General features: G+C 38.8%; 21 protein-coding genes and 1 riboswitch. Of the genes, 19 read left to right on the top strand and 2 right to left on the bottom strand.

From position 1 onward, the window contains the following. The first annotated feature begins 36 nt into the window (after positions 1-36). From AA0017_RS14990 to AA0017_RS14960, 7 genes are all read left to right on the top strand, one after another. Complete coding sequence (locus AA0017_RS14990; protein ID WP_413375675.1) at positions 37-672, top strand: cysteine hydrolase family protein; 636 nt, start codon at positions 37-39, stop codon at positions 670-672. 6 nt (positions 673-678) lie between these two features. Further along, positions 679-1,923: an amidohydrolase family protein gene (locus tag AA0017_RS14985; protein WP_413375673.1), complete on the top strand. Its 1,245-nt coding sequence runs from the start codon at positions 679-681 to the stop codon at positions 1,921-1,923. A 22-nt stretch (positions 1,924-1,945) separates the two neighbouring features. Continuing rightward, positions 1,946-3,130, top strand: a complete 1,185-nt coding sequence (locus tag AA0017_RS14980; protein WP_413375671.1) for an amidohydrolase family protein — start codon at positions 1,946-1,948, stop codon at positions 3,128-3,130. 23 nt (positions 3,131-3,153) lie between these two features. Next, a complete protein-coding gene (locus AA0017_RS14975) occupies positions 3,154-4,806 on the top strand; it encodes a PucR family transcriptional regulator (protein WP_413375669.1) in 1,653 nt (550 codons plus the stop codon). 34 nt (positions 4,807-4,840) lie between these two features. Further along, positions 4,841-6,031 (top strand): amidase, encoded by a 1,191-nt coding sequence (locus AA0017_RS14970; RefSeq protein ID WP_413375667.1) that lies wholly within the window; start codon positions 4,841-4,843, stop codon positions 6,029-6,031. Positions 6,032-6,056: 25 nt separating this feature from the next. Continuing rightward, positions 6,057-6,929 carry a fumarylacetoacetate hydrolase family protein gene (locus AA0017_RS14965; protein ID WP_413375665.1) on the top strand — a complete coding sequence of 291 codons (873 nt, stop codon included), beginning with the start codon at positions 6,057-6,059 and terminating at the stop codon, positions 6,927-6,929. A 296-nt stretch (positions 6,930-7,225) separates the two neighbouring features. Then, positions 7,226-7,381, top strand: coding sequence for a hypothetical protein (locus AA0017_RS14960; RefSeq protein ID WP_413375664.1), 156 nt, complete (start codon positions 7,226-7,228; stop codon positions 7,379-7,381). A 247-nt stretch (positions 7,382-7,628) separates the two neighbouring features. On the opposite strand, the gene AA0017_RS14955 is transcribed toward AA0017_RS14960, so the two are convergent. Next, positions 7,629-9,371 (bottom strand): ABC transporter ATP-binding protein, encoded by a 1,743-nt coding sequence (locus tag AA0017_RS14955; RefSeq protein ID WP_413375662.1) that lies wholly within the window; start codon positions 9,369-9,371, stop codon positions 7,629-7,631. Positions 9,372-9,612: 241 nt separating this feature from the next. Here AA0017_RS14955 and AA0017_RS14950 point away from each other — a divergent pair, with 241 nt between their 5' ends. Beyond that, positions 9,613-9,756 (top strand): hypothetical protein, encoded by a 144-nt coding sequence (locus tag AA0017_RS14950; protein ID WP_413375660.1) that lies wholly within the window; start codon positions 9,613-9,615, stop codon positions 9,754-9,756. Between the two features lie 92 nt (positions 9,757-9,848). Here AA0017_RS14950 and AA0017_RS14945 read toward each other — a convergent pair whose 3' ends face one another. Then, positions 9,849-10,817, bottom strand: a complete 969-nt coding sequence (locus tag AA0017_RS14945) for a LacI family DNA-binding transcriptional regulator (RefSeq protein WP_413375658.1) — start codon at positions 10,815-10,817, stop codon at positions 9,849-9,851. Positions 10,818-10,978: 161 nt separating this feature from the next. Between AA0017_RS14945 and AA0017_RS14940 the strand changes: the two genes are divergently transcribed. The 11 genes from AA0017_RS14940 (at position 10,979) to AA0017_RS14890 (ending at position 26,227) form a co-directional block, all read left to right on the top strand. Further along, entirely contained in the window at positions 10,979-11,989 is a 1,011-nt protein-coding gene (locus AA0017_RS14940) for a TRAP transporter substrate-binding protein (RefSeq protein WP_413375656.1), read from the top strand. After that, the gene (locus tag AA0017_RS14935) at positions 11,986-12,468 is read left to right on the top strand and encodes a TRAP transporter small permease (protein ID WP_413375654.1); all 483 of its coding nucleotides are present in this window, start codon (positions 11,986-11,988) and stop codon (positions 12,466-12,468) included. The genes AA0017_RS14940 and AA0017_RS14935 overlap by 4 nt, the downstream gene beginning before the upstream one ends. Positions 12,469-12,513: 45 nt before the next feature. Then, complete coding sequence (locus tag AA0017_RS14930) at positions 12,514-13,812, top strand: TRAP transporter large permease (RefSeq protein ID WP_413375652.1); 1,299 nt, start codon at positions 12,514-12,516, stop codon at positions 13,810-13,812. Positions 13,813-13,832: 20 nt separating this feature from the next. Continuing rightward, positions 13,833-16,229, top strand: coding sequence for a TIM-barrel domain-containing protein (locus tag AA0017_RS14925; RefSeq protein WP_413375650.1), 2,397 nt, complete (start codon positions 13,833-13,835; stop codon positions 16,227-16,229). Continuing rightward, complete coding sequence (gene uxaC, locus AA0017_RS14920; RefSeq protein WP_413375648.1) at positions 16,229-17,620, top strand: glucuronate isomerase; 1,392 nt, start codon at positions 16,229-16,231, stop codon at positions 17,618-17,620. The genes AA0017_RS14925 and uxaC overlap by 1 nt, the downstream gene beginning before the upstream one ends. Positions 17,621-18,254: 634 nt before the next feature. Next, positions 18,255-19,577: a DUF2399 domain-containing protein gene (locus tag AA0017_RS14915; protein ID WP_413375646.1), complete on the top strand. Its 1,323-nt coding sequence runs from the start codon at positions 18,255-18,257 to the stop codon at positions 19,575-19,577. Next, positions 19,562-20,974, top strand: coding sequence for a hypothetical protein (locus tag AA0017_RS14910; protein WP_413375644.1), 1,413 nt, complete (start codon positions 19,562-19,564; stop codon positions 20,972-20,974). Before AA0017_RS14915 ends, AA0017_RS14910 begins: the two co-directional genes overlap by 16 nt. Next, the gene (locus tag AA0017_RS14905) at positions 20,919-21,659 is read left to right on the top strand and encodes a hypothetical protein (protein WP_413375643.1); all 741 of its coding nucleotides are present in this window, start codon (positions 20,919-20,921) and stop codon (positions 21,657-21,659) included. Before AA0017_RS14910 ends, AA0017_RS14905 begins: the two co-directional genes overlap by 56 nt. Beyond that, positions 21,656-23,968, top strand: coding sequence for an AAA family ATPase (locus AA0017_RS14900; RefSeq protein ID WP_413375641.1), 2,313 nt, complete (start codon positions 21,656-21,658; stop codon positions 23,966-23,968). The genes AA0017_RS14905 and AA0017_RS14900 overlap by 4 nt, the downstream gene beginning before the upstream one ends. After that, on the top strand, positions 23,946-24,854 hold the full coding sequence (locus AA0017_RS14895) for a hypothetical protein (protein WP_413375639.1): 909 nt from the start codon (positions 23,946-23,948) through the stop codon (positions 24,852-24,854). Before AA0017_RS14900 ends, AA0017_RS14895 begins: the two co-directional genes overlap by 23 nt. Positions 24,855-25,064: 210 nt before the next feature. Then, positions 25,065-26,227, top strand: a protein-coding gene (locus AA0017_RS14890) for an IS3 family transposase (RefSeq protein ID WP_413375637.1) whose coding sequence is annotated in 2 segments (ribosomal slippage) — positions 25,065-25,341 and positions 25,341-26,227 — 1,164 coding nt in all. Because the reading frame shifts where the segments join, the coding sequence is not laid out codon by codon here. 170 nt (positions 26,228-26,397) lie between these two features. Next, positions 26,398-26,484, top strand: a riboswitch (cyclic di-GMP riboswitch). Positions 26,485-26,545: the final 61 nt, after the last annotated feature.

Raw genomic sequence — 26,545 nt, 5'->3', positions numbered from 1 at the left:
GCCCTTTTGAGTCGCCTCTATAATTGGGGGATAAAAATGAATTATGATCCAGCGAGGCTTTGTTCGTTAAAGTCAGCCTTACTTATTATTGATATGCAAAATGACTTTGTCGCGGATGGTGGTGCATTTGATCAAGCTGGTTTTGATGTGACGCCTTATCAAATGCTTGAGCCGACTATTTACAACATGATGGAGGCAGCGAGAGAAAGCCAATTACCGGTTGTGTTTGTTTGGATGGAACATAATGACGAAAATGACGGGAAGTCAGCTTGGAAAGAGCGGAGAGTCGCCAAAAAGCATCCCTATAGTTGCCGAGAAGGGTCATGGGGGAGTGAGCCGTATGGTCGGTTAACTCCAAGTACCGACGAGAAAGTGTTTAAAAAGTATCGCTACAGTGCCTTTTCAAATAACAGTCTTGAACAATATTTACAAAGTTTGAAAATTGAAACGTTGGTGTTATGTGGGATTAATACGAATGTCTGTGTAGAGTCAACCGCACGCAATGCTCACGAAAAAGATTTTCATGTCGTCTTAATAAAGGATGCAACCACTTGTGCTTATCAGGATGTATATGAAGCTTCTTTAAAAAATATGGAACGACATATTGGGGCTCTCACAACGAGTGAGGAGTGGATTGGTTTGATAAGAGATTTTCAAGTAGAAAAGAGCTGATACGGTATGGATATATTATTTACTCGTTGTTTTAATCCAACTTTTCCAACTTGGGTCGATATCGGAATTCGTAATGGAAAGATTGCCTATTTAAAGCCATCAACAGAGAACCCTCCTAAGGCAGAAGAAGTCATTGATTTAGGTGGGAAATTATTGCTTCCGGGGTTGGTTGAGAGTCATATTCATTTGGATAAGGCGTATTTGTTAGAGCAATTAACTGGAGATGTCACGACACTACGTCAGGCAATTGAGAAGACAACCGAATTGAAGCATGGATTTACGGCAACCGATATTGAAGAGCGCTCGCTTCGAGTCATTCGTCAAGCTGTGGCTAAAGGTGTGACGAGAATGCGCTGTCATGTTGAGATTGATCCCATTAGTCGATTAATGGGAATGGAAACAACTTTAGCTTTAAAAGAGCAAGTGAAGGATAGCATTGACCTTCAAATCGTGGCCTTTCCTCAAGAAGGCATTTTTAACGACGGAGAAACAGAAGGATTGATGGAACAGGCAATGGAAATGGGGGCCGATGTCGTTGGGGGAATTACGTATAACGACCGTGACCTAGATAAGCATCTTGATTTTGTCTTTCGTCTAGCTAAAAAATACGAAAAACCTGTTGATTTGCACGTCGACTTTTCTGATAACTCGGATGAGTTAGCGATCATGGATGTGATTCGATTTACTCATCAGTTTGGCAAACAAGGTCGTGTGTCAGTTGGACATTTGACTTCACTTGGTTCTGTTGAGAAAGAGAAAGCGGCATTCATAGCGAAGGAATTAAAACAAGCTGACATACAGGTTATTTCTCTTCCAGCAACCGATTTATATTTAAATGGCCGTGGCGATAAAGAGTGTGTGAGAAGAGGACTGACTCCGGTAAAGCTTTTGCTAGAACATGGGGTCAAGGTGATTTACGGTAGCAATAATATTCAAAATGCGTTTACTCCTTTTGGAACGGCAGACCCACTAGACATAGGGTTTTTATTGGCCCAAACGAGTCATATGGGAAGTGAACAAGATGCTAGGCAATTAATCGACATGGTAACAAGTGGAGCTGCTCAGTCGCTTGGATTTGAACAGTACGGGTTACAAGTAGGAGCTGACGCGGATTTGGTTATTTGCCCAGTGATGGACATCAGAACATTGCTCTATACAAGGCCGGAAAGAGAGCGAGTGTACAAGAGTGGAAAACTTGTGGCCGAAACAACGGTACAAGTAACCAACCATTTGAAAGGAGCCACAACGTGATTTTTATGGAGGGTAGAGCGAGATGAAAACATATTGGAAGCAAGTCAAAATAGGGGAGCATCTCTACAGACTAGAAATGGAAAATGGTTTCTTTACCGCCGTAGAACGAGATGATTCGAGCTTAGGAATAGGGGAGCAAGGATGGAACGCTAAAGGATTGCTTTATTTACCGACATTATCCGATCGGCACTGCCATTTGGATAAGCATTTTATCGGAGAAACGTGGCGTTCCCGTACCGCGATTGATACATTGCCAAACCACTTACGGAGAGAAAAGGAATTATTGGCCAGTCTACAAGGGGATGTGCTTGAGCGGGCAAGAACATTACTAAATATTATGTTACGTCATGGCACGACGAAAATTCGAACACATGTCGATATTGATCCAGCTCTTGGCCTTGCTCATTTAGAAGCCATTTTACAAGTGCGAGAGGAATTTAAGGACAGCATTGAGTTTGAAATTGTTGCTTTTCCACAACAAGGTCTCATTCGCTCTAAATCGATTGACATCATGAAAGAAGCGATGCAAATGGGGGCTGATCTTGTTGGAGCAGTGGACCCAGGTGGGTTGGATCATCAGATTGAGTCTTGTTTGGAGCACGTCTTTGAATTAGCGACCGAGTTTAATAAAGGGGTGGATATTCATTTACATGACCCAGGGCATCTAGGTTTATATACGATCGATAGAATGATGGATAAGACGGAGCAAGCTAGGTTACAAGGGCGTGTCGCTGTTAGTCATGCTTATTGTCTTGGTCACGTAACCGAATCTGAGTCTAGCGAACTTGCCAAAAGATTAAAAGAGCAAAGAGTAGCGATCATTAGTAATGTTCCCATTGATCGTCCAATGCCGAATGTGCCACAGTTAGCCGCATTAGGGGTCGATGTCCAAATCGGGACGGATAATGTTCTCGATTCTTGGTCTCCTTTTGGTGATGGTGACATGCTTAGGCGAATGAACCGATTGGCGGAACGTTTCCAGTGGATTGAAGACGATCAGCTCCTTGGAACCTATCGATTTGCAACTAAACAGTCGCTCGTACCACGTGTAGGTGCTCCGGCTGATTTTATGTTAGTGTCGGCGATGAATTTGGAACATGCTGTTGCTTCTGTACCACCGAGAGAATTTGTGGTGGTTGCAGGAAAACTCGTCTATGAAAGAGAGCAGAGTGTAAGAGCTGCTTATGAAAGAAACGATCAACTTTAGAGCCTTTGTAGGAGAGGATGAAAATGGTTGAAGAAGTAGAAAAGAGAGGGCTCAGCATTGATGAATTGTTAAAACTCGGACCACTGGAGGGTGCTGAGGTCGTTGCTGGACATACAAACACACAGAAACTGATTAGCCGTGTCAACATTATTGGAGGGCCAGATATTTTAGATTGGGTTAGAGCGGGTGAGTTCATTATGACGAATGGATACCCATTTCGTGATAACCCTGATGAATTTGTGAACTTAATTGAAAGATTACAAGAGAAAAAAGTGGCAGGAATCGGGATTAAAGTGAGAAGATTTCTCCCGACGATTCCTGAGAGTTTAATTGAGAAGGCAAATGAATTACATTTCCCCGTTATTCAGATTCCTCCCTATGCAATATTTTCGGATATCGTTCGGATCGCGATGGAGGAAGTGTTTAATAAAGAATCTGAGCATCTCATTACTCTTTATAACCGTGTCCAAGAGTTTACTGTACAAATCATGCAAGGCAACGCGATTTCAGATGTCATTTACGATTTAGAAAAGTTAATGGGAAACCCGATTATTGTTTATGATTTAGAAGGGAATATTATAGCTCCTTTAATAGAGGAAGTGCTAGATTCGGGTGAAGTGTTTAAGGTCGCCGAGGACATTGAATCAAAGACGGGAACTGGCATCACGACGATCAAAATGAGGGATGAGACGTTTCGGTGTTATTCTACCCCATTAGCGAATGAAGGATTATTAAGCTATATTCCATTTATTGCATGTATCGAAACGAATTATAAATTAACAGAAGTAGATTGTTTAACGATTGAAAAGATTAGTTCCCTTTTAAACATGGAGTTAGCTAATATAACAGCTCGAAAAAAAATCGAGAAAAAATATTTGAATCAATTTGTTCAGGATTTGCTAATTGGAGATGTATTAACGAGTAGAGATCTAGAAGTAAGAACGAGTTCATTTGATTTAGATTTACAAGATAAATGGTTTCAAGTCCTCATTCTTGCCACTGAAAAACGAGACACTTTGACGACAGGAGAAGAGCTTCATTACTTTATGAAAAACGTATCAAGTCCTCTTCATGGGAAGGTGCTTAGTACAATTTTAAATGATGAATATGTGTTCGTTGTTGTGGAAGAATCAAAAACGTTTCTTCGACAAACGATTAAAATCATTCATACCGAGTTAGAGAAATCTCCTATATTCAAAAAACACCAGCTCGATTACCGATTATGTGTTGGCGAACCTGTGCATTCAATGGAGAACATCACTAAAAGTTATCAACTTGCGGTGAATGTAAAAACCATTAGTCAGAAATTTATATTTAACGAAAGAATCATTACGTATAAAGATTTACACCTATTTCGCTTGTTGTATTTATTGCCTCAAACTAAAGAGGTAGATGACTATTTAGATGATCTAATAGGTCCACTAGAAGCTCAACCTAAAAAAAGAGAAGAGTATATTGAAACGTTAGAGGCGTATTTTCAATCCAATCGTAATATTAGGAAGACAGCAGAACAGCTTTTTACTCATTACAATACGATTGTCTATCGAATTGAAAAAATATCTTCATTATTAAATATGGATTTTGAGAATGCAGAAAGTAGTTTAGAATTACAAGTTGCCTTGAAGTTACGAAAAATGCGGCAAAGTTCAGGGCTTATTAGTCAAACGAGTTATTAAATGAAATGAATGAAATAGGAAAAGGGGAGAGCAGATGAACGATCAATGGAATGCATTTAAACACATCGGTGTAACAGGTGATGGCCCTAATAAAAAGGGAGCACTCAGTGGGGCGTCTTTTGCAGTTAAGGATGTATTTGATGTCAAAGGGGTTGTGACAGGAGCGGGTAATCCTGATTGGGAACAAACACATCTTCCTGCCACTACGCATGCAAAGGTGGTTGAGCAATTAATCAATCAAGGAGCCAAGCTAGTTGGGACAACACATACGGATGAATTAATGTTTAGTTTAAACGGAGAGAATGTTCATTATGGGACACCAGTGAATCCAAAAGCACCTGAGCGTATTCCGGGAGGCTCATCAAGTGGTTCTGCTGTCGTAGTAGCAGCCGAGCTTGTCGACTTCGCCATTGGAACGGATACAGGAGGATCTGTCAGAATTCCTTCGAGTTATTGTGGAATCTTTGGAATCAGACCGACGCATGGAGCGGTCTCAATGAATGGCGTCATTCCGCTAGCTCGTTACTATGATACAGTTGGTTGGATGGCCCGAACTCCAGAATTATTATATGAAGTTGGCACCCACTTGCTAGATCAAGTAGGAAACACAAATCCTTTTTCTAAAGTGATTATTCCGCAAGATGTTCTTGCTCTTGTTGATGAAAAATTGAAGGAACCATTCGCTAATATTGTTGAGCAATTCCAACAATCTATTAATCAAGTTGATTATATAACGCTTGATGAGGGGAACTTGCAAAATTGGTTAACGACGTTTCGAACACTTCAAGGATTTGGAGTATGGGAGTCTCATGGAGCTTGGATTGAAAAAGTGAATCCGAATTTCGGTTCTGACATTGCCGAACGGTTTAAGTGGGCGAGCACGGTTACAGAGGAAGAGGCTGAAGAGGCACGATTAAAACGAGAGCAAATTCGTCAACATGTGCTAGAGCTACTTGGTGAGGATCATGTGATTCTTATGCCAACATCTCCCGGTGTCGCTCCTTTATTACAAACAGAAGGAGAAGGACTCGAAGTGCAGCGAAACAAAACATTACAAATGACATGTATTAGTGGTTTGACCGGATTTCCCGAAGTTACTTTACCTTTACTGAACATAAATGGGACCCCTGTTGGATTATCGATTATTGCCGGTCCAGGGCAAGATTTACGCCTTTTAAATTGGGTCAAAAACAACATTACTCAACAAAGCGAACAAAAAATATAAAACGATTTTAAAAGGAGCGTAAAAGATGAAGCTAGCTACCTTGAAAATAAAAGATAAAGAAACAGCTGCTATTGCCGGAGATGATGGACTTGTCTTAATGGAAACTCTAAATGAAATAGACCAAAAAAATTGGAATACGAGCCTCCTTGAAATGATTGAATCAGGTCAAATCGATGGACTAAAAGATTGGTATAACACTGGAGGGAAGGAGTGTTTGCGTGATTGTGAGACAATCCCTTTTGAACAAGCGAAATTTGCCCCACTATATCGGCGTCCTCGAAAAATTTGGGGTGTAGGGATGAATTATTTGCAGGAAAGGCCAAATAAAAACGAAACATATCTTTCCCCGGTTAGTTTTATGAAGCCAGATACGAGCATTATCGGAATGGAGGACACGATTCAGATTCCAACAGGTTCAACGAATACAACAGCAGAAGCCGAGTTAGGCATTATTATTGGCAAGAAATGCGTACAGATTGAAGAAGAAGACGCAAGTCAATATGTATTAGGATTTACAACCGTTCTTGATATGACCGAGGCAGATATTCATGCTGAAAATCAAAGATACCTCACCCGTGCCAAAAGCTTCGATACCTTTTTAAGTTTTGGCCCGTATTTATTGATTGACGAATACGAAGAGGTTCTTGATTTAGAGGTCTCGACAGTATTAAATGGGCGCTTAGAACATCAAGATGTTGTCGCCAATATGAGATATAACCCTTGGTATTTGGTTGCATTTCATTCGAAGGTTATGACATTACTTCCTGGTGACATCATTATGACTGGAACTCCTGGTTCGGTCGTTATTAGAGATGGAGATGTGGTGGAGGCGCATATTAGTGGAGCTCCTCCTTTGGTGAATCGGGTTAGAGGAGAGAAAGTGAATGAGGTTAACTGATAACAATTTGAAAAAATATAATGAATAATAGCATTGGGAGAGCTCCAGTGCTTTTTATTTTGGATACTTAATAGATTTAACAACAAGTGTAAAAAGGAAGAAAGAAGTTATGATAAATAATAATTATAAAACAGTCGTTAAGAACCTTACTCTTAACGACTTTTCAAGTAATTAAAAAACTTTCAATAAAGAATAATCCTTTCTATATTTTGGTATTATTTTCCGAATTATCTAGCATATGAAAGGGCAAAACGAGTACAATATATATAGTAATAGCTCGAATTTGGGAGGTCATGATGTCAGATTTATTTCTTGTAATGATAATTTTAGGCTTAGGTGCAGTTGCGTCACTTATTGCTAATTTATACAAGGGGAATCGCTATAGATTAAACATGATTATCTGGGCAATTATTGTAGTAGTTTTTCTCTTGCTTTGGTATTTTAAGAGTTAAATTACCTTTTAAGCGAATTATCAGTAATTATAGAATAGTTACCATGCATATGTAAATATTACCCAAGTTTTAATGTTAGAGATGACTTATAATAAAGGAAAAGAGCAAGCTTCAAAGCCTCTGCTGTCGCACTCTATACGGGTGCGTGGATTGACCCCTTTGAGAATGAAAGCAATTCCCTATAATTGAAGTGCCTGACCCCGGTTATACTGCACAGTAATCGGGGTCAGGCACTATTATTTAGAGTTTAACTTAATCGTTCAAATTGTTTGGAATAAAGGTGTGCATATTCTCCATTCCTAGAAAGTAATGAATCATGTGTCCCTTCCTCAACAATCCCGTCCTCTGTTAAAACGATAATTCGTTTGGCATTTCTAATCGTAGAAAGCCTGTGGGCGATCACAATGGTTGTTCGGCCTCTTGCTAATCGCTCCAGTGATTCCTTTACGATGTTTTCACTTTCGTTATCTAGTGCACTTGTTGCCTCATCGAAAATTAGAACAGTTGGATTTTTTAGGAATACACGTGCGATACTTAGCCGTTGTTTTTGGCCACCAGACAGTTTGACTCCCCGTTGCCCTATTTCAGAATCGTATCCATTTGGCAAGCTCATGATAAAGTCATCGGCATTGGCAAGCTTGGCTGCTGTCCTAATCTCTTCTTCGGTAGCTTGTGGATTTCCATAACGAATATTTTCCATGACCGTACCGGCAAAAAGGTAAACGTCTTGCTCGACAACACCAATGTTTTTTCTTAAAGATTGTAGGTCGACATTACGGACGTTTATCCCGTCTAGTAAAACCTCACCGTTTGTCACGTCATAAAAGCGTGGGATAAGCGAGTATAAAGTCGTTTTACCTACTCCAGATGGTCCTACTAAGGCCACATATTCTCCAGAACGTATATGAAGTGAAAGATTAAAGAAAACGTCATTTAAATGCTCATCGTATCGGAAGGAGACTTGTTTGAACTCAATTTCACCGGATACATCCTTTAGAACTTTGGCATTTGGCTTGTTTTCAATCGTTGGCTTCATCTTCATGATTTCCATAAAGCGCTGAAAGCCTGTTAATCCTTCTTGAAGCTGGGTACTCATATGTGTCAATTTTTGAATCGGCTCAATCAGAAAGCTGATATACAGCAAGAAGGTAATTAAATCAGCTAAATCTAACGTTTGATTCACGATATTTGCACTACCAAAAATAATGAGCGTAACGGAAATCAATTGGATAACCGTTTGAAAGCTATTGTAAAAAAGTGCCTCAGTCTTGTATGTTTTCTTTCGACTAATAAGAAAACGATTATTTTCCCTGTTAAATTTTTTGATCTCCATCTGCTCGTTCGCAAACGACTTGGCTACACGGATTCCTGCCAAACTATCCTCAACTTGTGCGTTTACATCTGCAATACGTTTTTTGTTGTCTTTAAGGGCCCTATATAACATCTTATTAAAAAATAAGGCGAAAACAGCTAACAGTGGAAGAAAACAAAATACCGCAATCGTTAAGGGAGCGTTAATCATAAACAAAATCACAAATGCTCCGATAAAGCGAACGAGGTACTTGATATAGTCTTCTGGACCGTGGTGATACAATTCGGACAAAAGCAGCAAGTCGTTTGTAATACGAGACATGAGCTGACCAGTTTTTTCCTTATCATAAAAGCTAAAGGAAAGCTTTTGCATATGAGCAAAGAGCTCACTCCGCAAATCCGTTTCCATACGAGCTCCCACTTCATGACCTTTATAATCAACAAAGTAAGAGCCAAGCGTTTGAATGGCGACGATAATTAGCATCAATCCACCAATCCAATACACTTCATTTAACGCCGTCGAAAGGTCGCCCTCTAGAACTTCTTTCGTAATGTAGCGTACGAGAAGTGGAATGACCAAAGTCAACAACGAGACGATAAGAGCACAGCTTAATACGGCTATATATAATTTTAAATACGGTTTATAATACGAAAAAAATCTTTTAAATGGAAAATTCATAAATTACCCCTTTTGTGTTAGTTAGTTAAACACATATAAGGGGAAATGTTTACATTTTAAATTAGTGATTCACCCTTATATGTTGGTGTGATTATCTTCACTAAATTTCGCATGTAAATGACCTCCTCGATTATTGATAACTCTAATTATAAAGGGTGGTTTTTATTTTTGTAAGGGTAATTTTGATAATTAAGAAAATATACTTAACGGGACGGATGCCGATGAGAAGGACCGACGTATTGTGAGGTTAGGTAAAACAGAAGCTGGCTTAGACATCGTTCGTAAGGCAAACGAAAAGGGCAAAAGCTTGTCTGAAACATTGGACGAGAAAGAAGGAGAGCAAATACTCCATACTTTTAAAAAGCCAAGAGATTCGCTTTCATGATTTAAACTTGATACATGTTCTAAAGAAAGACTCCTCAACCCATGTGGCTATGAAGAGTCTTTCTTTAAATGAATCATGAATCATTCTAACACTCAGGATTTGATAGATGACTTACGAATAACGAGCTCAGGGCTAAGCTCAAGGCTTTCCTGTTGAAATTGGCCATTAATTAAATTTAATAATTGTTGGACGAGTGCTTCTGCCAATTGCTCGACGGGAACACCAACGGCGGAAACAGGGACCTCTAACTCAGCTAGCTGTGGAATATTGTCATAAGAAATAAGAGAGAGATCACGTGGAAAAGAAAGATTTGCTTGGCGTAGAGCTGATATCGTACCAATTGTAATATCATAACTTGAACAAATAAGGGCTTCTGGTAATGAATGAGCATGTAAAAAGGACGTCGTTGCTTGCGAGCCATTTATGACATCGAGTCCTTTAGTTGGAATAAAAAGTGGTGATAACCCCCGCTTTTGCATCGCTTCCGTATATCCTCTTTGTTTTGTTTGTTGACGTCTACCAAGGCCATCAATAATCCCAACATAGCCTATTTTTTTATGACCTTGACGAGCAAGCTCTGTCACAGCGAGCTCCATGGCATCTTCATGCTTGACCCCGACCGTTGGAAACTGGTTAATTCCTGGTACACCATAAGATAGTAAAGGAATATCAAGGTGAGCAGGTAATTGATTTTGAGCAATATCTTCTTCAAATAAGAGAATCCCATCGCTACGCATGTTTGAAAATAACTCAATTGCTTCCATCGGGTCATTGATGGACAAGAGCATATGCATCCCTTTTTCTCTCATTTTCTTGTTAACTTGACTAGCTAGTTCAGTTAAAGCAACTCGGTTAATCGCAGGCCAGACGAGCCCGATCGTATTCGTTCTTTTGGTTACTAAATGTTTGGCCGCAAAGTTAGGTGTATATCCGAGCTGCTTTGCTTTGGCAATAATCGCTTGTTTCGTTTCGGGCTTAACAAGCGGGCTATCATTAAGAGCTTTAGATACGGTCGAATAACTTACATTTGTCGCTTTTGCTATATCTTTAATGGTGACCATACAACTTGTCTCCTCATTGATTTAAATATCAAACTATTTTTACTGTCTATATCTATTTTACGTACTCTACAAAAAAATAACAACGTTTTCATTGAAATCGATAGCGTTTTCATTTATAGTATGAAATAACAACGTTGTTATTTTGTGAGGGGGAGCAAATTATGCGTCAATTTCTGATTTTTCTGGTAGGTGCATCTGTTCTTTTTCTGAGTGCATGTTCGTCTGTAGTTGGGGTTTCAAGTGATGTTACCGTGATGCGGTTACCTCATAATATGAATGAGAGTCATCCCATTCACAAATCTCTCGTTTATTTTACAGAATTAGTAGAGGAGAAGAGTGGGGGAACTTTACAATTTGAGATTTTTCCAAATGGACAACTAGGCTCTGAGAGGGAGGCTATTGAATTAACGCAAACAGGTGCGGTCGATGCAACAAAAGTTAGTGCAACCGCTTTAGAAAGTTTTTCACCTGTCTATGCTTTGTTTAGCATTCCATACGTATTTGAAGGAACCGAACATTATTATGAGGTGATGGAAAGTAGTATAGCGACAGATATCTATGACTCAACTTCTGATAGTGGTTTTTTCGGCTTAACTTATTATGATGCAGGTACGAGAAATATGTATACGATTAATCAGCCCATTTTGGAATCGAGTGATTTACAAGGGTTAAAAATACGGGTACAACCGAGTGAAACGGCGATTGAGATGACACGCTTAATGGGCGGAGCACCAACTCCAATGGCTTTTGGTGAAGTATACACAGCTTTGCAACAAAGGGTAATAGACGGTACTGAGAATAATGAAACCGCTTTAACTGCCAATAATCATGGAGAAGTAGCGAAGGACTATTCTTATACGGAGCATGCGATTGTTCCTGACTTATTAATCTTTAGTAAGCAACGCTGGGATAGCTTTAGTAATGAAGAAAAGGAGATTATTACGGAGGCTGCCCTAGAATCTACCCAATACCATAAAGAAATTTGGGCCGAGGAAATAGAAGATTCGACTGAAAAAGCGAAAGAAATGGGTGTAACGTTTCATGAAGATGTGAATAAGGAGGCGTTTCGTGAGCTTGTAGAACCGATGCATGAACGAGTTCGAGAAGATGAGGTAATGGGTGAGTATTATAAAAGGATTCAAGACATGATTGGCGGGGGTGGAATCAATTGATTGACACGATTAATAAAACATTAGGAAAAATTATCATGTCTTTTTCTGCAAGCATGTTTGCCATCATGGTCCTTGTTGCTGTTTGGCAAGTATTAAGTCGCTATGTCTTAAATGCACCGAGTACTTTTTCAGAAGAGTTTTTAAGGTATTCGTTAATTTGGGTGACGATGATTGGTGGTGCTTATGCCTTTCATATGAAAAAGCATATTGCGATTGGGATGGTGGTTGAGCGTTTGTCAGAAAAGGCAAGAAGAGTCGTACAAATGATCGTTCAATTGTTTTTACTTACCTTTGCATTAGTTGTGATGGTTTATGGCGGAATTCAACTTGTTTCACTAACGATGGCTCAACAAACCGTTTCATTGGGGATTCCAATGGGTTATATTTATCTATCACTTCCTATATCTGGGCTTTTGCTTACATGGTTTTGTTTAACGGAATTAATTACTGGTAAACACGGGGCGATGATAGATAGTTAAGTTTGTCATATCCATCCAATATTTCGAAAAAAGAAGGAGACTCAAATGGCCTTATTTGCTGGAATTAGTTTAATTGTTGTTTTTGTCCTTTTGCTCTTAATTGGCGTCCCTATTGCCATAAGTGTTGCAGGAGCATCGATTATCACGATGTTATTTATTGCTCCATTTGATGCAGCCATTTTTACTTCAGCACAGAAGATGGTAACTGGGATTGATAGTTTTACTTTATTAGCAGTGCCTTTCTTTTTGCTTACAGGGATTATTATGAATCAAGGCGGGATTGCCTTAAGGCTTGTAAATGTTGCTAGATTAATAACTGGTAGAATGCCAGGTTCATTAGCACATACTAATATTGTTGGGAATATGCTCTTTGGTTCAATTGCGGGTTCTTCTGTTGCATCTGCTGCTGCAATCGGAAAAGTGATGCATCCTCTTCAAGAAAAGGAAGGATACGACCGTAAGTTTTCTGCAGCTGTCAATATCGCTTCAGCACCAACGGGTTTAATCATCCCACCAACAGGTTTATTTATTATTTATTCACTTGTAAGTGGTGGAACATCGGTAGCGGCTTTATTTTTGGCTGGTTACATACCAGGTATTTTATGGGGGCTAGCAACGATGGTCGTGGCATATATCATTGCTAAAAAGAAAGGATATACGTTTATTCCGAATCAAACAGCCATTCACCCCTTAAAAGTCATTTGGAATGCAGTGCCTAGTTTATTTCTTGTCATTATTATTATTGGTGGTATCATAGGTGGGTTTTTTACAGCGACAGAAGCATCAGCTATTTCGATCGTCTATGCCCTCCTCTTATCCTTTGTTTACAAGAGCTTGACGTTAAAACAATTACCAGGGATTTTTAAAGAAGCGGTTGAACTAACGGTTGTGATTATGTTCTTGATTGGGACATCGGCTATGCTTTCGCTGGTGATGGCTTTTACAGGAATTCCTAGTGCGATTAGTTCGGCGATTCTATCATTAACGGATAATCCACTTCTTATCTTATTGTTAATTAATTTAATTCTTTTACTTATTGGGATTGTTATGGACGTCACTCCGGCTATCTTAATATTCACCCCAATTTTCTTGCCTGTTGTGATGGAATTTGGCATGGATCCTGTCCATTTTGGCGTTATTTTAATTGTGAATTTATGTATTGGAAACATTACTCCACCTGGAGGGAGTGCCTTGTTTGTTGGGAGTACCGTTGGTCGCGTTAAGATTGAGGAAGTCGTACGCCCATTAATGCCATTCTATGCAGCGGTCATTATTGTTTTACTACTTGTTACGATGTTCCCATTCTTAAGTACATGGTTACCAACACTCGCAGATTTAATGTAAGTTGAGAGGAGAGAAAAAGATTGAATATTCAAGAGAAATATCAATTTTTACTAATAGATAAAGAGAAGGATTATGTCCACTTTAATTGCAAAGAAGCTCATGTACATGCATATGTATTTGTCCTTGAGGATAACATTTTTCGTGTATTACTAGAGCGGGATGGAGGTCTTGAACTACCTGTGACGTGGAGCATTGCACCAGGCAGTGATGATGTCGAGGTTCAAGGACGTCCGCGCATGAGTACAGAAGGATTTACTTGTCCTCCTTTTGACTTAGAGGAAACGAACGAACAATTTGCTATTTATACAGGCTCTTTAAAGGTGATTATCAATAAAAAAGGGCTTCGGATGACTTGGTACACAATGAGTGATGGAGAATGGCGTCTTTTTACTAGTGATCGACAAACACAGGCTTATAACTTTAATGGAGAGTTAGGCTCTTCGTTAAAGCATTATTTAAAAAGAGACATCCATGAGCAGTATTATGGTTTAGGGGAAAGAACGGGGGAGTTGAACCGTCACCATGGTCGTTTTCGTAATATAACGATTGATGCGATGGGCTATGATGCCCAATTCTCTGACCCTTTATATAAGCATATTCCTTTTTATATTACACGGAATCCAAAAACAGCTTTTTCCTATGGCTTATTTTACGATAATCTGGCCCCAGGCTATTTTGATTTAGGAAGGGAACTAGATAATTATCATAATCTATACCGTTATTTTGAAGCGGAATCTGGTGACCTTGATTATTATATGATTGTAGGAGAAACGGTGCTTGATACAGTAAAGTTGTATTCTTGGATGACTGGAAACACCGTGTTACCACCGAAGTGGAGTATAGGTTATTCTGGTTCTACAATGAGCTATACGGATGCACCTAATGCCCAAGAGCAAGTAGCTGAATTTATCGATCTATGTGAAGAGCATGACATTCTATGTGATTCCTTCCAATTATCATCTGGCTATACATCTATTGAAGATAAACGTTTTGTCTTTCATTGGAATAAGGAAAAATTCCCTGAACCAAAAAAACTTGCTGCTGATTTCTTAGAAAAAGGTTTAAGGCTTGCAGCGAACATTAAGCCTGCCTTTTTAGCTGGACATCCGAAATATGAAGAGCTCAAGCAGAGCGGTTATTTTATTGAAGATGGCAAAGGCGATACAGAGAAGGCTCAGTTTTGGGATGGCGGGGGTTCTTACCTCGATTTTACAAACAAAGAGGCTTATGACTGGTGGAAAAGCCAGGTGAAAGAGCAGCTCTTAGAGTATGGAATTACGTCAACATGGAATGACAACAATGAGTACGAAATATGGAATAAACAGGCAGTAGTGAATGGTTTTGGGAATGAGTTACCTTTCCAAACGATTCGTGCTGTTTTCCCGTTATTAATGATGAAGGCTTCCTTTGAAGCTCAAACAGAATTTCAACAAACGGAACGACCTTTTCTTATTTCCCGTTCGGGTGGTCCAGGGATGCAACGTTATGTCCAAACATGGACAGGGGATAATCGGACGGAATGGAAAACGATTCGTTACAATAATAAGACAGGTCTTGGATTAAGCTTGTCTGGAATTTACAATTATGGTCATGATGTTGGGGGTTTTGCAGGTCCAAAACCAGAACAGGAGCTTTTTGTACGTTGGGTTCAAAATGGCATATTCCACCCTCGATTTACGATTCATTCTTGGAACGAAGATGAAACCGTGAATGAGCCATGGATGTATCCAGAGGCCACTACAGCGATTCGGAAATTAATTCAGCTTCGTTCGATGTTGACTCCATATTGGTATACAGCATTTTATCAAGCCAGAACCACATATGAGCCTATTATGAAACCGACTTTCTTGGACTTTGAGGAGGATTTACGTACGTGGGAGGACAATGATGATTTTCTTGCTGGACCTGCCTTCCTTGTAGCCTCCGTTGTTGAGAAGGGGGTATCGGAACGCCAAGTCTATGCCCCTAAGCATGAAGGTGGCTGGTTTGATTTTTACAGAGGGACAGCAGTAGAACCTGGTTCTGACGTCTATCTACCTGCACCTGATGATGAGACGCCTCTTCTTGTTAAAGCAGGGTCGATAATACCGATTAATACAGCGGAAAGGACTTTTAAGAATAAAGATCAAGATGAACGTGGATTTTTATTATTTCCAGCGACCTCTAGTGGATATGAGAGTGAGTATACGCTTTATGAAGACGATGGCATTTCTGCTAACTGGGAAAAGAAGCATGCTCTTATTCATTTAAAAATGGTGACCACTTCAGAAGCCATTTTAGTCACAACCGATGTACAGGAATCAGGATTCTTTCTCCCATACAACGAGGCCATCTTTAAAGTAGTACCTACTGAGACGCGGAAGCTTATAGTCAATGGACTTGAAATTCGCTCAGGGGAAAAAGGAGTTATACAATAATGTTCATTCATCAAGACTTTATGCTTCAAAATGAATATGCCAAAAAGCTCTATCATTCTTATGCTAAGGACTTACCGATTTATGATTTTCATAGTCACCTCGACCCAGTCGCAATTGCAGAGGACGCCACTTTTTCATCCATCACGCAATTGTGGTTAGAGGGTGATCATTATAAGTGGCGTGCAATGAGAGCTTGTGGAGTGGATGAGACCTTTATTACAGGAGATGCCAGTGATAAGGATAAATTCTTTGCATGGGCGAAAACTGTCCCACAATTACTTGGAAATCCTTTATACCATTGGACTCATATGGAGCTAAAACAGACATTTAAGATTGATCAATTATTAAATGAAAATACGGCAGAAGAGATTTGGGAGGAAGCGAACCGGAAGCTTCAACAAAGAGAAATAACGGTTCGTTCCCTTCTGCAAGAAGCAAAAGTGGATACCCTTTTTACAACAGATAGTATAACGGATACACTGGCAGCACATAGGAAAATTGCTCATAATCATGAGGTAGAAACAAAGGTGCTACCGACATTTCGTGCAGATATAGCCCTTCAGGTCGGAACAGAATCCTTTTGGTTTTTCCTTCAGCAGTTAGCGGAAGTGACTAAAAGGGAAATTACGAATCTAGACACCTATTTAGAAGCCTTAAAAGATCGAATTGATTTCTTTGACGAACATGGCTGTCGGGCGAGTGATCATGGGATTGGAACATTCCACTTTCTAGTGACATCCGCTCAAGAAGCTCATATTTTATTCGAACGTCTCTATGAAAAGGAGGAGCTAACTATCATGGAGACACAGAAGTTAGCTTCCTTTATTTTAGAAGAGTTGGGAAAGGCGTATGCGAATAAAGGATGGGTGATGCAACTACATATCGGCCCAATCCGTAATAATAATGAGCAGATGTACCAACAGCTTGGACCTGATAGTGGATTTGATTCGATGAAGGATGATTTGTTTGCCGAACCGTTAAATGCATTCTTTAATCGGTTAGAAGAATCAGAGGAGCTTCCTAAAACGATTTGTTACAATCTGGACTGGACAAAAAATGAAATGATTGCAGCGACCTTAGGGAACTTTCAGAAGGGTGGCATTCCTAGTAAAATGCAGCTTGGCTCTGGATGGTGGTACAACGATACAAAGGATGGAATGCGCCGTCAGATGAAAAGCTTGGCAAGCATTGGTGTCTTTAGGCATTTTGTCGGGATGTTAACGGACTCAAGAAGCTTCTTATCCTTTGCAAGACATGATTATTTCCGGCGAATTCTCTGCCAAATGGTTGGGGAATGGATGGCTGATGGAGAGATACCTGACGACGCGGAGCTGGCTGGAGAATTAATTAAAGCGATTAGCTTTAATAATGCTCAGACCTTTTTTGAATAGTGGTTCTTTTTAATGGTTTGTTACTTACCACTCTAAAAATTCCTTTGCGTGCCTCTTGATTCTGTGGAGATCTTCGTCGTTTAAAGTACTTTAGCTATTTAATAAGGAATCCCTTTTGAACAATTTTAATACCAATAAAATTAAAAAGCTTGTTCACATCTCGTTCTAAGAGAGTAAACAAGCTTTTTAATATGCTAAGATTTGTTTTGTATAATCCTTTAAGTTTAACGGTTCGTATCTTTGGAAAATGATCCAAATATCAAGATAAATGAAGGATTAAATGTAGCAACTAAGTATTTTTGTACTTGTTGAAAAAGCTCTTGATTCATCCCCTACACTCCTTAAATCCATTTCCTTTATTATTTCAAATTCACAGTAAAGAAACATAAAGATTAAAAACCTTACAAGTACATTTTCCCATTTCCTACAGTTACCTTTTTTATAGTTATGTTCTTTCTAGTTTTTAAAAACTTTTTTACCTATTTCTTTAGCCATTATGGACAAGAGGTTAGACAAACAAACCCGAATAGCTTAGGGTTTAATTGTAATCTATTTTTGTCTGATTCCCTCTAAAAATGCGATAATATAAAGTATGGAATTTTATAAGCAATAGTAACAATACGGAGGCATTAAAATGATCGATCAATCCATTAAGAACTTTATTGAGAGATATGTCCTGAAAAAAGGGGAAGAGTTACTGATTAAGGGTTTGGCTGAGGAATCGTCTCCATTTATAGAAGTAGAAATGGTAAAGAAAACCGCACGGACTTATCGGAAAGTTGGAGAATTAATGCTCTCTCCGACTGTTTATCCAGCTGCTGATAAGAGACCAGAGCCCAAACTTGAAAAATGGAACTTAACACCTAAAAAAAGGGTTCAACTTAATGATTATGATAGAACGACCCTTCAGTGGCTTGAGCAAGGCTGGATTATGAAGGAAGTGCGTTTTGAAAAAGATGAAAAAACGATTCAATCGAGTGATTATCGGATGGGGTATCGACTATTCGCCTATTTTGAACATATCTCGAATCAAAATAGAGTCGCTAGTATAGAAGAGTTTAATCTATGGAAGGAAAAACTGAACGAAATTTTACAAACGATGCCAGTGAAGCAGCATTCGAAGAGAAAAGAAGTTTCAAAGCTATTAGAAAAGTCACTAGTCTCACAAGTACATAATGACATTGATGCCGTGCAAACCGCTCTTCCATTTCCACATAAATGGAGTTTGAAAAAGCGGATTAAATTTCTTCATTTTGCTCTTGCTACCCTTCAACTCTCGAAACAAAAGGATAATTTTGATTGGAAAGAAGTGGGGGCAAGTTATTATAAGGAAATTGGTGGTTCAAAAGTATTTGATTCGAACAAAGAAGAATTTATTGCCCAATTAGAGGAGTGGGCTGAATGTCCGATTGTTAATCTCGGTCTCACGAGTCTTGGAAAAATAACGCCACTCTATTTTTCAGGAGATATAAATGGCACATACTCTTCTTATTCATATGGTCCTGTGCATAGTTTAACCGACTTAGCGATCACAGAGGAAAACTATCAAACGAAGGCAACGACATTATGGCTTGTAGAAAATCGAGCGATATTAACGAGAGTAGCTTCTGAAAAGGGATTTCTTGAAGAAATGAACACCCTCATGGTCTGTGTAGATGGTCATTTACGAACGTCTCACAGACACTGCATTCAACAACTGCTTGCTAACGGTTCTCTTAAACAGGTCATTTTCTGGTCTGATTATGATAAGGATGGGTTCCAAATTAGTAAAGAGTTGTTTCAAGCGTGTTCAAACGATTTTGACATGAAGTATAAATGGATTACCGATAGGCACAACGTTATGACGGAGATAGAAGAATTTGAAAAGTATATGGAGACATTATTAGGAGAGCGCTCCATTGAACAAGAGCAAGTGTTAGGAGGAAAGGAGGACTGGGTTAGATGGATCACTCATTAACTTCCATATTTACAGCGAATCAATCAGAGCCAGAGGTCTCTCAGTCGATGCGAGACATTGCTTCGTTAGCAGGGGTGTTAAAGGACTTGGGTTCACAAGACGCTTTTCAATCACCCGGAGAGATTCTACGTTTTTTAAGAATCATCCAGCTTATTAATGAAGAGGCACTTGGGCTTGATGACCCGATTGAAAATGAAGAAACGGTTTTTTATCGGTACCAAAATAAGTTTAATGATGAATCGCCTCCTTCTAAAAAGAGAGTGGAACAGGTTATTCGTATTTTAATTAACAACAATTGGATGTCGAAGCAATCGAAACAACTGAAAATGAGGGATTTAGGAAAGCGGATGATGGATATGCTCATCCGACTTGCGAATGATTCACTTGCTTATTATAAACATGATGATATTGGTCGTTCTCTGTTTCAGGCAAGGCGAGATGCAGAGCTTAGTGAAGCCTATGATGACAAAGGGATATCTGGTGGAAACAAGATTGCCAGTATTATTCGAAATGTCGAAAATGCGATTCAATTAATGAAAGAACGAGAGCTGGAAATGTTAGCTGACCGGAATGCTTTACCACAACTGGAGCTCATTCATGGGCTGATGGAAGATTTAGATATCAAACTTAAGGAGCGTTTTCGTCAATTCCAAACGATGGAGGAAAGTCTAGTCCTCTCATCCCTTATGCAGAAGGGAACAGGAGTACTTGCGGAAGGAACCAATTTAAGCGTTGGTATGATAAGTAAGTTTTTGAAATTTACACATATGCAGGAAACCCCTCTTTCCTCGAATATCCAACCTGAAAAAGTAAGGGAATTTATTACGAAGATGTTTGCCCCTCCATTAGATTCGGACGTTCCAAATGCCCATCAACTTCTAAGTTTTATGGAACAAAATCAATACGAAGATGAAGCAATTGATGGCCTATGGATTCCGGTGAAATTTGCAGCACCATTGTCACCAATAGCCATTGAAGAGGGGATACATTATCTTGAAACGTATGAACCGATTGAAGCTCCGCTGGAAGAAGAAGAGGAGGAACTCATCTATTCCACAGAGCTCATCTCTGAAGAAGATGTCGAAGAATTATTGAATAGTGCCAATTGGTTAATGATGAAAGAAATGATCGAGACCGAAAAAATAGAAAAGTATATAGAAAAACAAGAAGAGGCACCAATGGAGCAAGTCGTGATTGAAGCGACCTCGGTGAATTGGAGTGACGCTATTAATGCGATGACCGCGATTTCGGCATTAGTTGGAAATAAAAAAATATCGATTTCGAATGAAAAAAAGGGAGCAAGAGTGCCTGTGTATGATAGAGAATGGGAGTGGTTGAAAGATGCAGACAGAGCGAAAGTCGTCAGGAAGCGAACAACGAACAAGTCAGCAGAATGATAATAGGCCAATAACGGAAGAAAAAGAGGAAACAAATGTGAACCCTCTTAATGTGTTGCAATCCTTAAAGGGGGTATTATCAGAAAAGGAAGAGCTGGCTTTTATGAATATCCTGTTTTCTTCCTCTGCATCTATCCGTGGTGGGAATTTTGGTTTGTCTAGAAAAGAAGTGGAAAAGCAATTAGAAATTCAAGGGGACGATAAAGAATTTTATTCCTTTATCACAAGATTAAATCAAGCGGTCAGCAGGTATTTTAAAATTATTTATGATGAACGAAGAGATCAAGTGATTGTGTTGATGCGTGTACCAGCAAGGGCGGCCCGAAACACACTGACAAAAGAAAGCTTAGTGATTCTACTCTATATGTTCTATCAACAAGAGGTCCTTCAGCATGAGTTTACGTTATTTGATCAACTTTTAAATGCGTTTGGGCATGAATCAACGAAGGCCAATCAACGAATTTTAGTTAATCTTGATCCTTTGAAAAAAATCGGTGCAATTGAAGACTTTGAAACTTCTTCTCATGAAAAAGCATATGCTTTAACGGCGATCGGTGTTCACTTGTTTTCGGATTCTTTTTTACGACGCTCAACGGAATTTAGTCAATCCAACCAATTAAATAAGGACGAGGTTATGAAGTTTTTTAAACGATATAATCTTTATCAGGAAGGGGAATCCGAATGATCCCGTGGCGCTTAACTTTTTCAGGCATCCGCGATTATGAGCCAACGCAACTAGATTTGTCCGAGAAAGATCATCATGTCATGATAACTGGACCAAATGGAGCTGGTAAATCAACGATCACATTTTGTATGGGAGCTGTATTGTATTCATCGAAAGTAGATATTGAAGGGTTAAAATCTCGTAATTTACCAGAGCAGCAGACGTGGAGGGGAAAGATTACTCTCCTTTTTAAAAATGAAGGAGCAATGAAAATAGATGCCCCTACCTATATTCAATTTTCTTTGCACATCGTTCAAGAGCCAGGACAACCAATCAAAAAAGAGTTCTATATTTATGCGGGAGAGGAAATCGATCAGTGGGAAGTCCCTGTTAAATTTACCTCAGGAGACCGATTTAATAATTTTACTGCTTATAAAAAGGCACTCGAGCAAAAATACAAAATTGCTCCTGACTTATTTTATTTAATTTGGTACCAGCAGGAAGTCAATCAATTTGCGGTCATGAATCCAGAAGAGCGATTTCGGATCTTCAGTGAAATGCATGGAATCGACCGAGTACAACAAAACTGGGAAGAAAGTATGGAGAAGTTAAAGGATACAAAAGAAACATTAGGCTCTGCTGAGATTAATATGAAACAAAAAAAGCAATTACTCTCTTTATCAAAAAATGCTTTAGACCGTTTTTTGGATAATAAAAAGCGCTTAGAATCGGGTGCTAAGCTTTATATAGAATCTTTATTGCACCTAGAAGTTCATTATCAGAAGGAAAAAGAACAGTTTGAAGATATTATGGAACGAATAAGCAGTGAGATTGAAGAAGAACAGGAGCTTTTAGTAGTTAAAGAAAACGAGCAAGAACAAAATAGATTCGAATTAAAAAAAGGCAAGAGTGAGAATGAGTTACTCTCGCAAAGGTTAGAAACCGAACGAGAGAAAGAGAATCGATTAACTGAAACGATTAAAGAAAATGAAGATATTATAAATCGATTAGAGAAAGAACTATCTGTTATTTTGGAGCGAAAACAATATATTCGTCGAACAGAAGAACAAGTCTACGGTGAATTAGAGGCTTTGAACAGAGCTCAAAAAGAAACAGCTGAGTTATTTAATTTAGTCAAAAAGAGGCTAGATGAAGTGTCCGTTGAATGGCAAGCGGTTGTTGAAGAGATAACAAGCCTTAAACAAGAAATACAAGTTGATAAAGAGGCGGCCCTTACTCACGAAGAGCGATTAGCAACCTATAAGAGTAGTTACGTTGTGCAGAATAAGATTGAGAGATTAGAAAACGAATTAAAGACCAATCGAAACGAACATATTGATATAGAAAGAAGATTAACTGAGTTATCTCAGGAACTAAAACAGTTAGAGCAAAACCGTGATTTATCAGAGAGACAAATAGATTCATTGAATTTTTTTAAAACGAAAAGAATCGAAGCATACCCTCTTCGTGAATTAGTAGAGTTAGATGAACAGGCGAAACTAAAGGATGAACATCGGTTTGATGCGATCAAATACACGATATTTTTTGAAGGGAAGAGCATTAAACCACCAAATGATCTTTATCATGTCCCGCTAATGAAGTTAATTCCTGACCGTTCCGTCACTCATCTCTCTTCGCTTCATTTAAAGATCAAAAGTGGAATGGGTGCAAAAGAGCATTTAGCGATGAAAGCCTTATGGTGGATTGAACAACTGTTTGTCCAAGGGGAAGTAAAGATTGAAAATGGAATCTTAGTTGATTCATTAGGATATAGAGGTCCGCAAGAAAAAGAGCGTTTTATTTTAAGTGACAAAGCTTTACTGGCGAGAAAACAAGTGGTCATCCAGCAGATTAAACTAGCTAATGAAGACAAAATAAAATTAGATGAGAGCATGGAACAGTCTACTAAAGCTCTCCGGGACTTGAATAGCATTATACATCGTGTGAAGGAATCAGAGGCGTTTATGACGTTGGAAGAAGAACGAAGAGTACGATTGGAAAAGTTAGCTGGAAAGATTGAACAAAAGGAAGTATTGGAGTCCGAGCAAAGAGAGTTGGACGTGAAAAAAGAAAAGTTAATCCATCAGAAAATCGAGCAAGAAAATGTACTGAATGAATTAGAAAAGGAAGAACAGTTTTATAAAGAGCTTGGACAAATGTCAGATAAATACGAAAAGCTTCATAGCTTAAGGGAAAGAACGGCAAGTGATCGAAACGACTTGGACGAGCAAAAGCAACTTACGAAAGAACTGGATCAACAAGAAGAGGCTTTAGAAGCTAAGATTAGACGGTTGGAACGGAAAAGCAGTGGAATCCAAGAATCAAATTGATTCGGTGCACGATAGAATAAAAGCTAAAGGAAATCAGCTCCAAAGCTATCAAGAAGATTTAGAACTAAACAAAGAACAGATAATCAAATGTATCCAAGAGCTGAATGAAATGAAGGGCCTTGTTGCTGAAATTTATGATGAGTGCTCATCTAAGTTAGAAGGTGGGGAGTTATTAACGCTTGCGAAGTTACGTAATAACAGTGAATTAGGGAAAGCTAATTTCGATTGGGCCCGCTCTGAAGATGGGATTGACCCAGCAGCAGAGGCAAACTATGAAACGATAAATGAGGAATATGAGCGATTAGCTAATGAGTATAATCGAACAAAGCTATTGCTTGAGCAAGATACAGCACGGACACAAGAGCTAAAGAATAACCTAGAGATCACGATAAACATGCGAGTTCTAGAAATTCAACAGCGCTTTAAAATGTATATGAATGAATTTCAATTTGAAGGGGATGTTAGTTGGGAATCCTATGAGGACCGAAGACAACGGACACTTTTTAAACTATACATTAAAGCAAGAAAAGAAGGGCATAAAGGAGCCTTAGAGGATGTAAGTGTCAAAGCACGTGGGGGGAAAGTGGGAAAAGGGGTATCTGGTGGAGAAGAATCACTTAGTTCCCTTCTATTTGCTTTAGCACTCCTACAAAACTTACAAACGACCCCAGGTTTTATTGTCCTTGATGAGTTTGATAGTGCGTTAGATGAAAATAGAAAAGTAAAAGTATTTGATTTATATGTGGAACAGTTGCAACGAAAACTCATTATTTTAACGCCAAAGTCACATGAATCAACATACCATAGCCGTTTTTCAAAAGCGTTTATCGTCAAACATGACCCAACTATTCCGAAAAGCAATGTGGTAGGGATTGTGAAGGCTTAAGTATAGCCATACAAGCATATAAATAAAGTAGGGATTACAGAACGATAAATAGCTATCTTAGCAATTGAAAACAATTTATATAAAAAGTGATGAGCACAAAAAGCTACATCACTTTTTTATTATAATAAACTAACCTAAATTATTGGGACACTATAAAACACCTTCGAAATGGTACACTTAAACAAAGTACTAATTCGGAGGTGTTTTTGCATGGGCAAAAACGTATATTCAAATGAGGTTAAGTGGTCAGTTGTGAAAGATAAGATGAGTGGTCAGTTTACTAACCGTGAGATCATGGAGAAGTATGGGATTAAAAATGTATCCCAAATCAAAACGTGGATGAAGTGGTATCGTGAAAATCAGGTTCATCGATTCGAACAACCAATAGGAAAACAATATTCATATGGTCATGGGCCTGACAGTTCAAGTAATGAAGAGAAGAAAGAACGTCAAATGAATCACTTAAAACAGGAAAATGAAATCTTAAAAAAGTATTTGGAGATCGAAAAGGAGTTGAGAAAGAAATCGTCCTCCAACTAGTCCAGACTTTACGAAAAAAATATACAGTATCAGCTATTTTATCAGCTTTAAATGTTCCCAGATCCACCTATTATCGCTGGGCATCTGCGCAATCAGTCGAGTTGTCTAAGGAAGAGGAAACGATTATTTACCTTTGTGAAAAAACAAAGTATCGATATGGTCATCGTAAAATCAAGGAGCTACTAAAACGTGACTATCTGATCAAATTAAACCGCAATACCGTTCAACGGATCATGCAGAAATACCACCTTCAATGTAGAGTCAAGCAAAAAAGAAGGTGGAAAGCTCAAGGGGAATCTGTCGTTATCGCGCCAAACTTATTACAGCGAGAGTTTCACGCAAGCAAGCCTAACCAAAAGTGGGTAACGGATATTACCTACATTCAATATGGTCCAGACACCTTATATTTATCAACGATCATAGACTTGTTTAATAATCAAATCGTTGCTTATAAGCTTTATACTCATCAACAAATCCCTTTGGTGATTGATACCTTGGATGAAGCACTAGAAAAGCGAGGGAACCCTAAAGGAGTCATCATCCATTCCGATCAAGGAAGTGTCTATTCTTCTTATGCTTATCAAAATCGGATAAAAGAAAAGCATTTAGTCAGTAGTATGTCACGCCGGGGAAACTGTTGGGACAACGCTGTCATTGAATCTTTCCATTCGAACCTGAAATCAGAAGAATTTCAGTATGTTAAATTCAATTCTTTGTCTTTAGAAGAAGTAAAGGATCGTGTAGATCAATTTATGAGGTATTATAACGAAGAGCGTATCCAAGAAAAATTAGGCTACCACACACCAATAGAGTTTGGTGATATGGCAGCCTAAGAAGGTGTTTTATTACTGTCTCAAATGACTAGGTCAGTCTATAAACCCAATTTCTTTTATCCCTGAGAGAAGAGAGAGTAATATTGGGAAATTTACATCTTTATAGTTAATTAATGGTTGTTATAGTGGGTAAAAATACCTATAATGTAAGTAGGTATAAAACGGTTTCAAATTGATAAAGGCAAACTCATCGAAAGGTGGGGACGCAAAGCTATAGGGACTAACGGATCTTGATCCTATGTCAGCCAGTTACCGAATTCCCACATTAGTGCTTATTTTTAAAAGTGGCTTGCTCGGTTTCTTCGAGTGGGTCACTTT

The organism is Alkalihalobacillus phoenicis, from assembly GCF_047302405.1.
Classification (GTDB): Bacteria; Bacillota; Bacilli; order Bacillales; family Bacillaceae_D; genus Alkalihalobacillus.
This window is presented reverse-complemented; position numbering and strand designations above follow the sequence as displayed.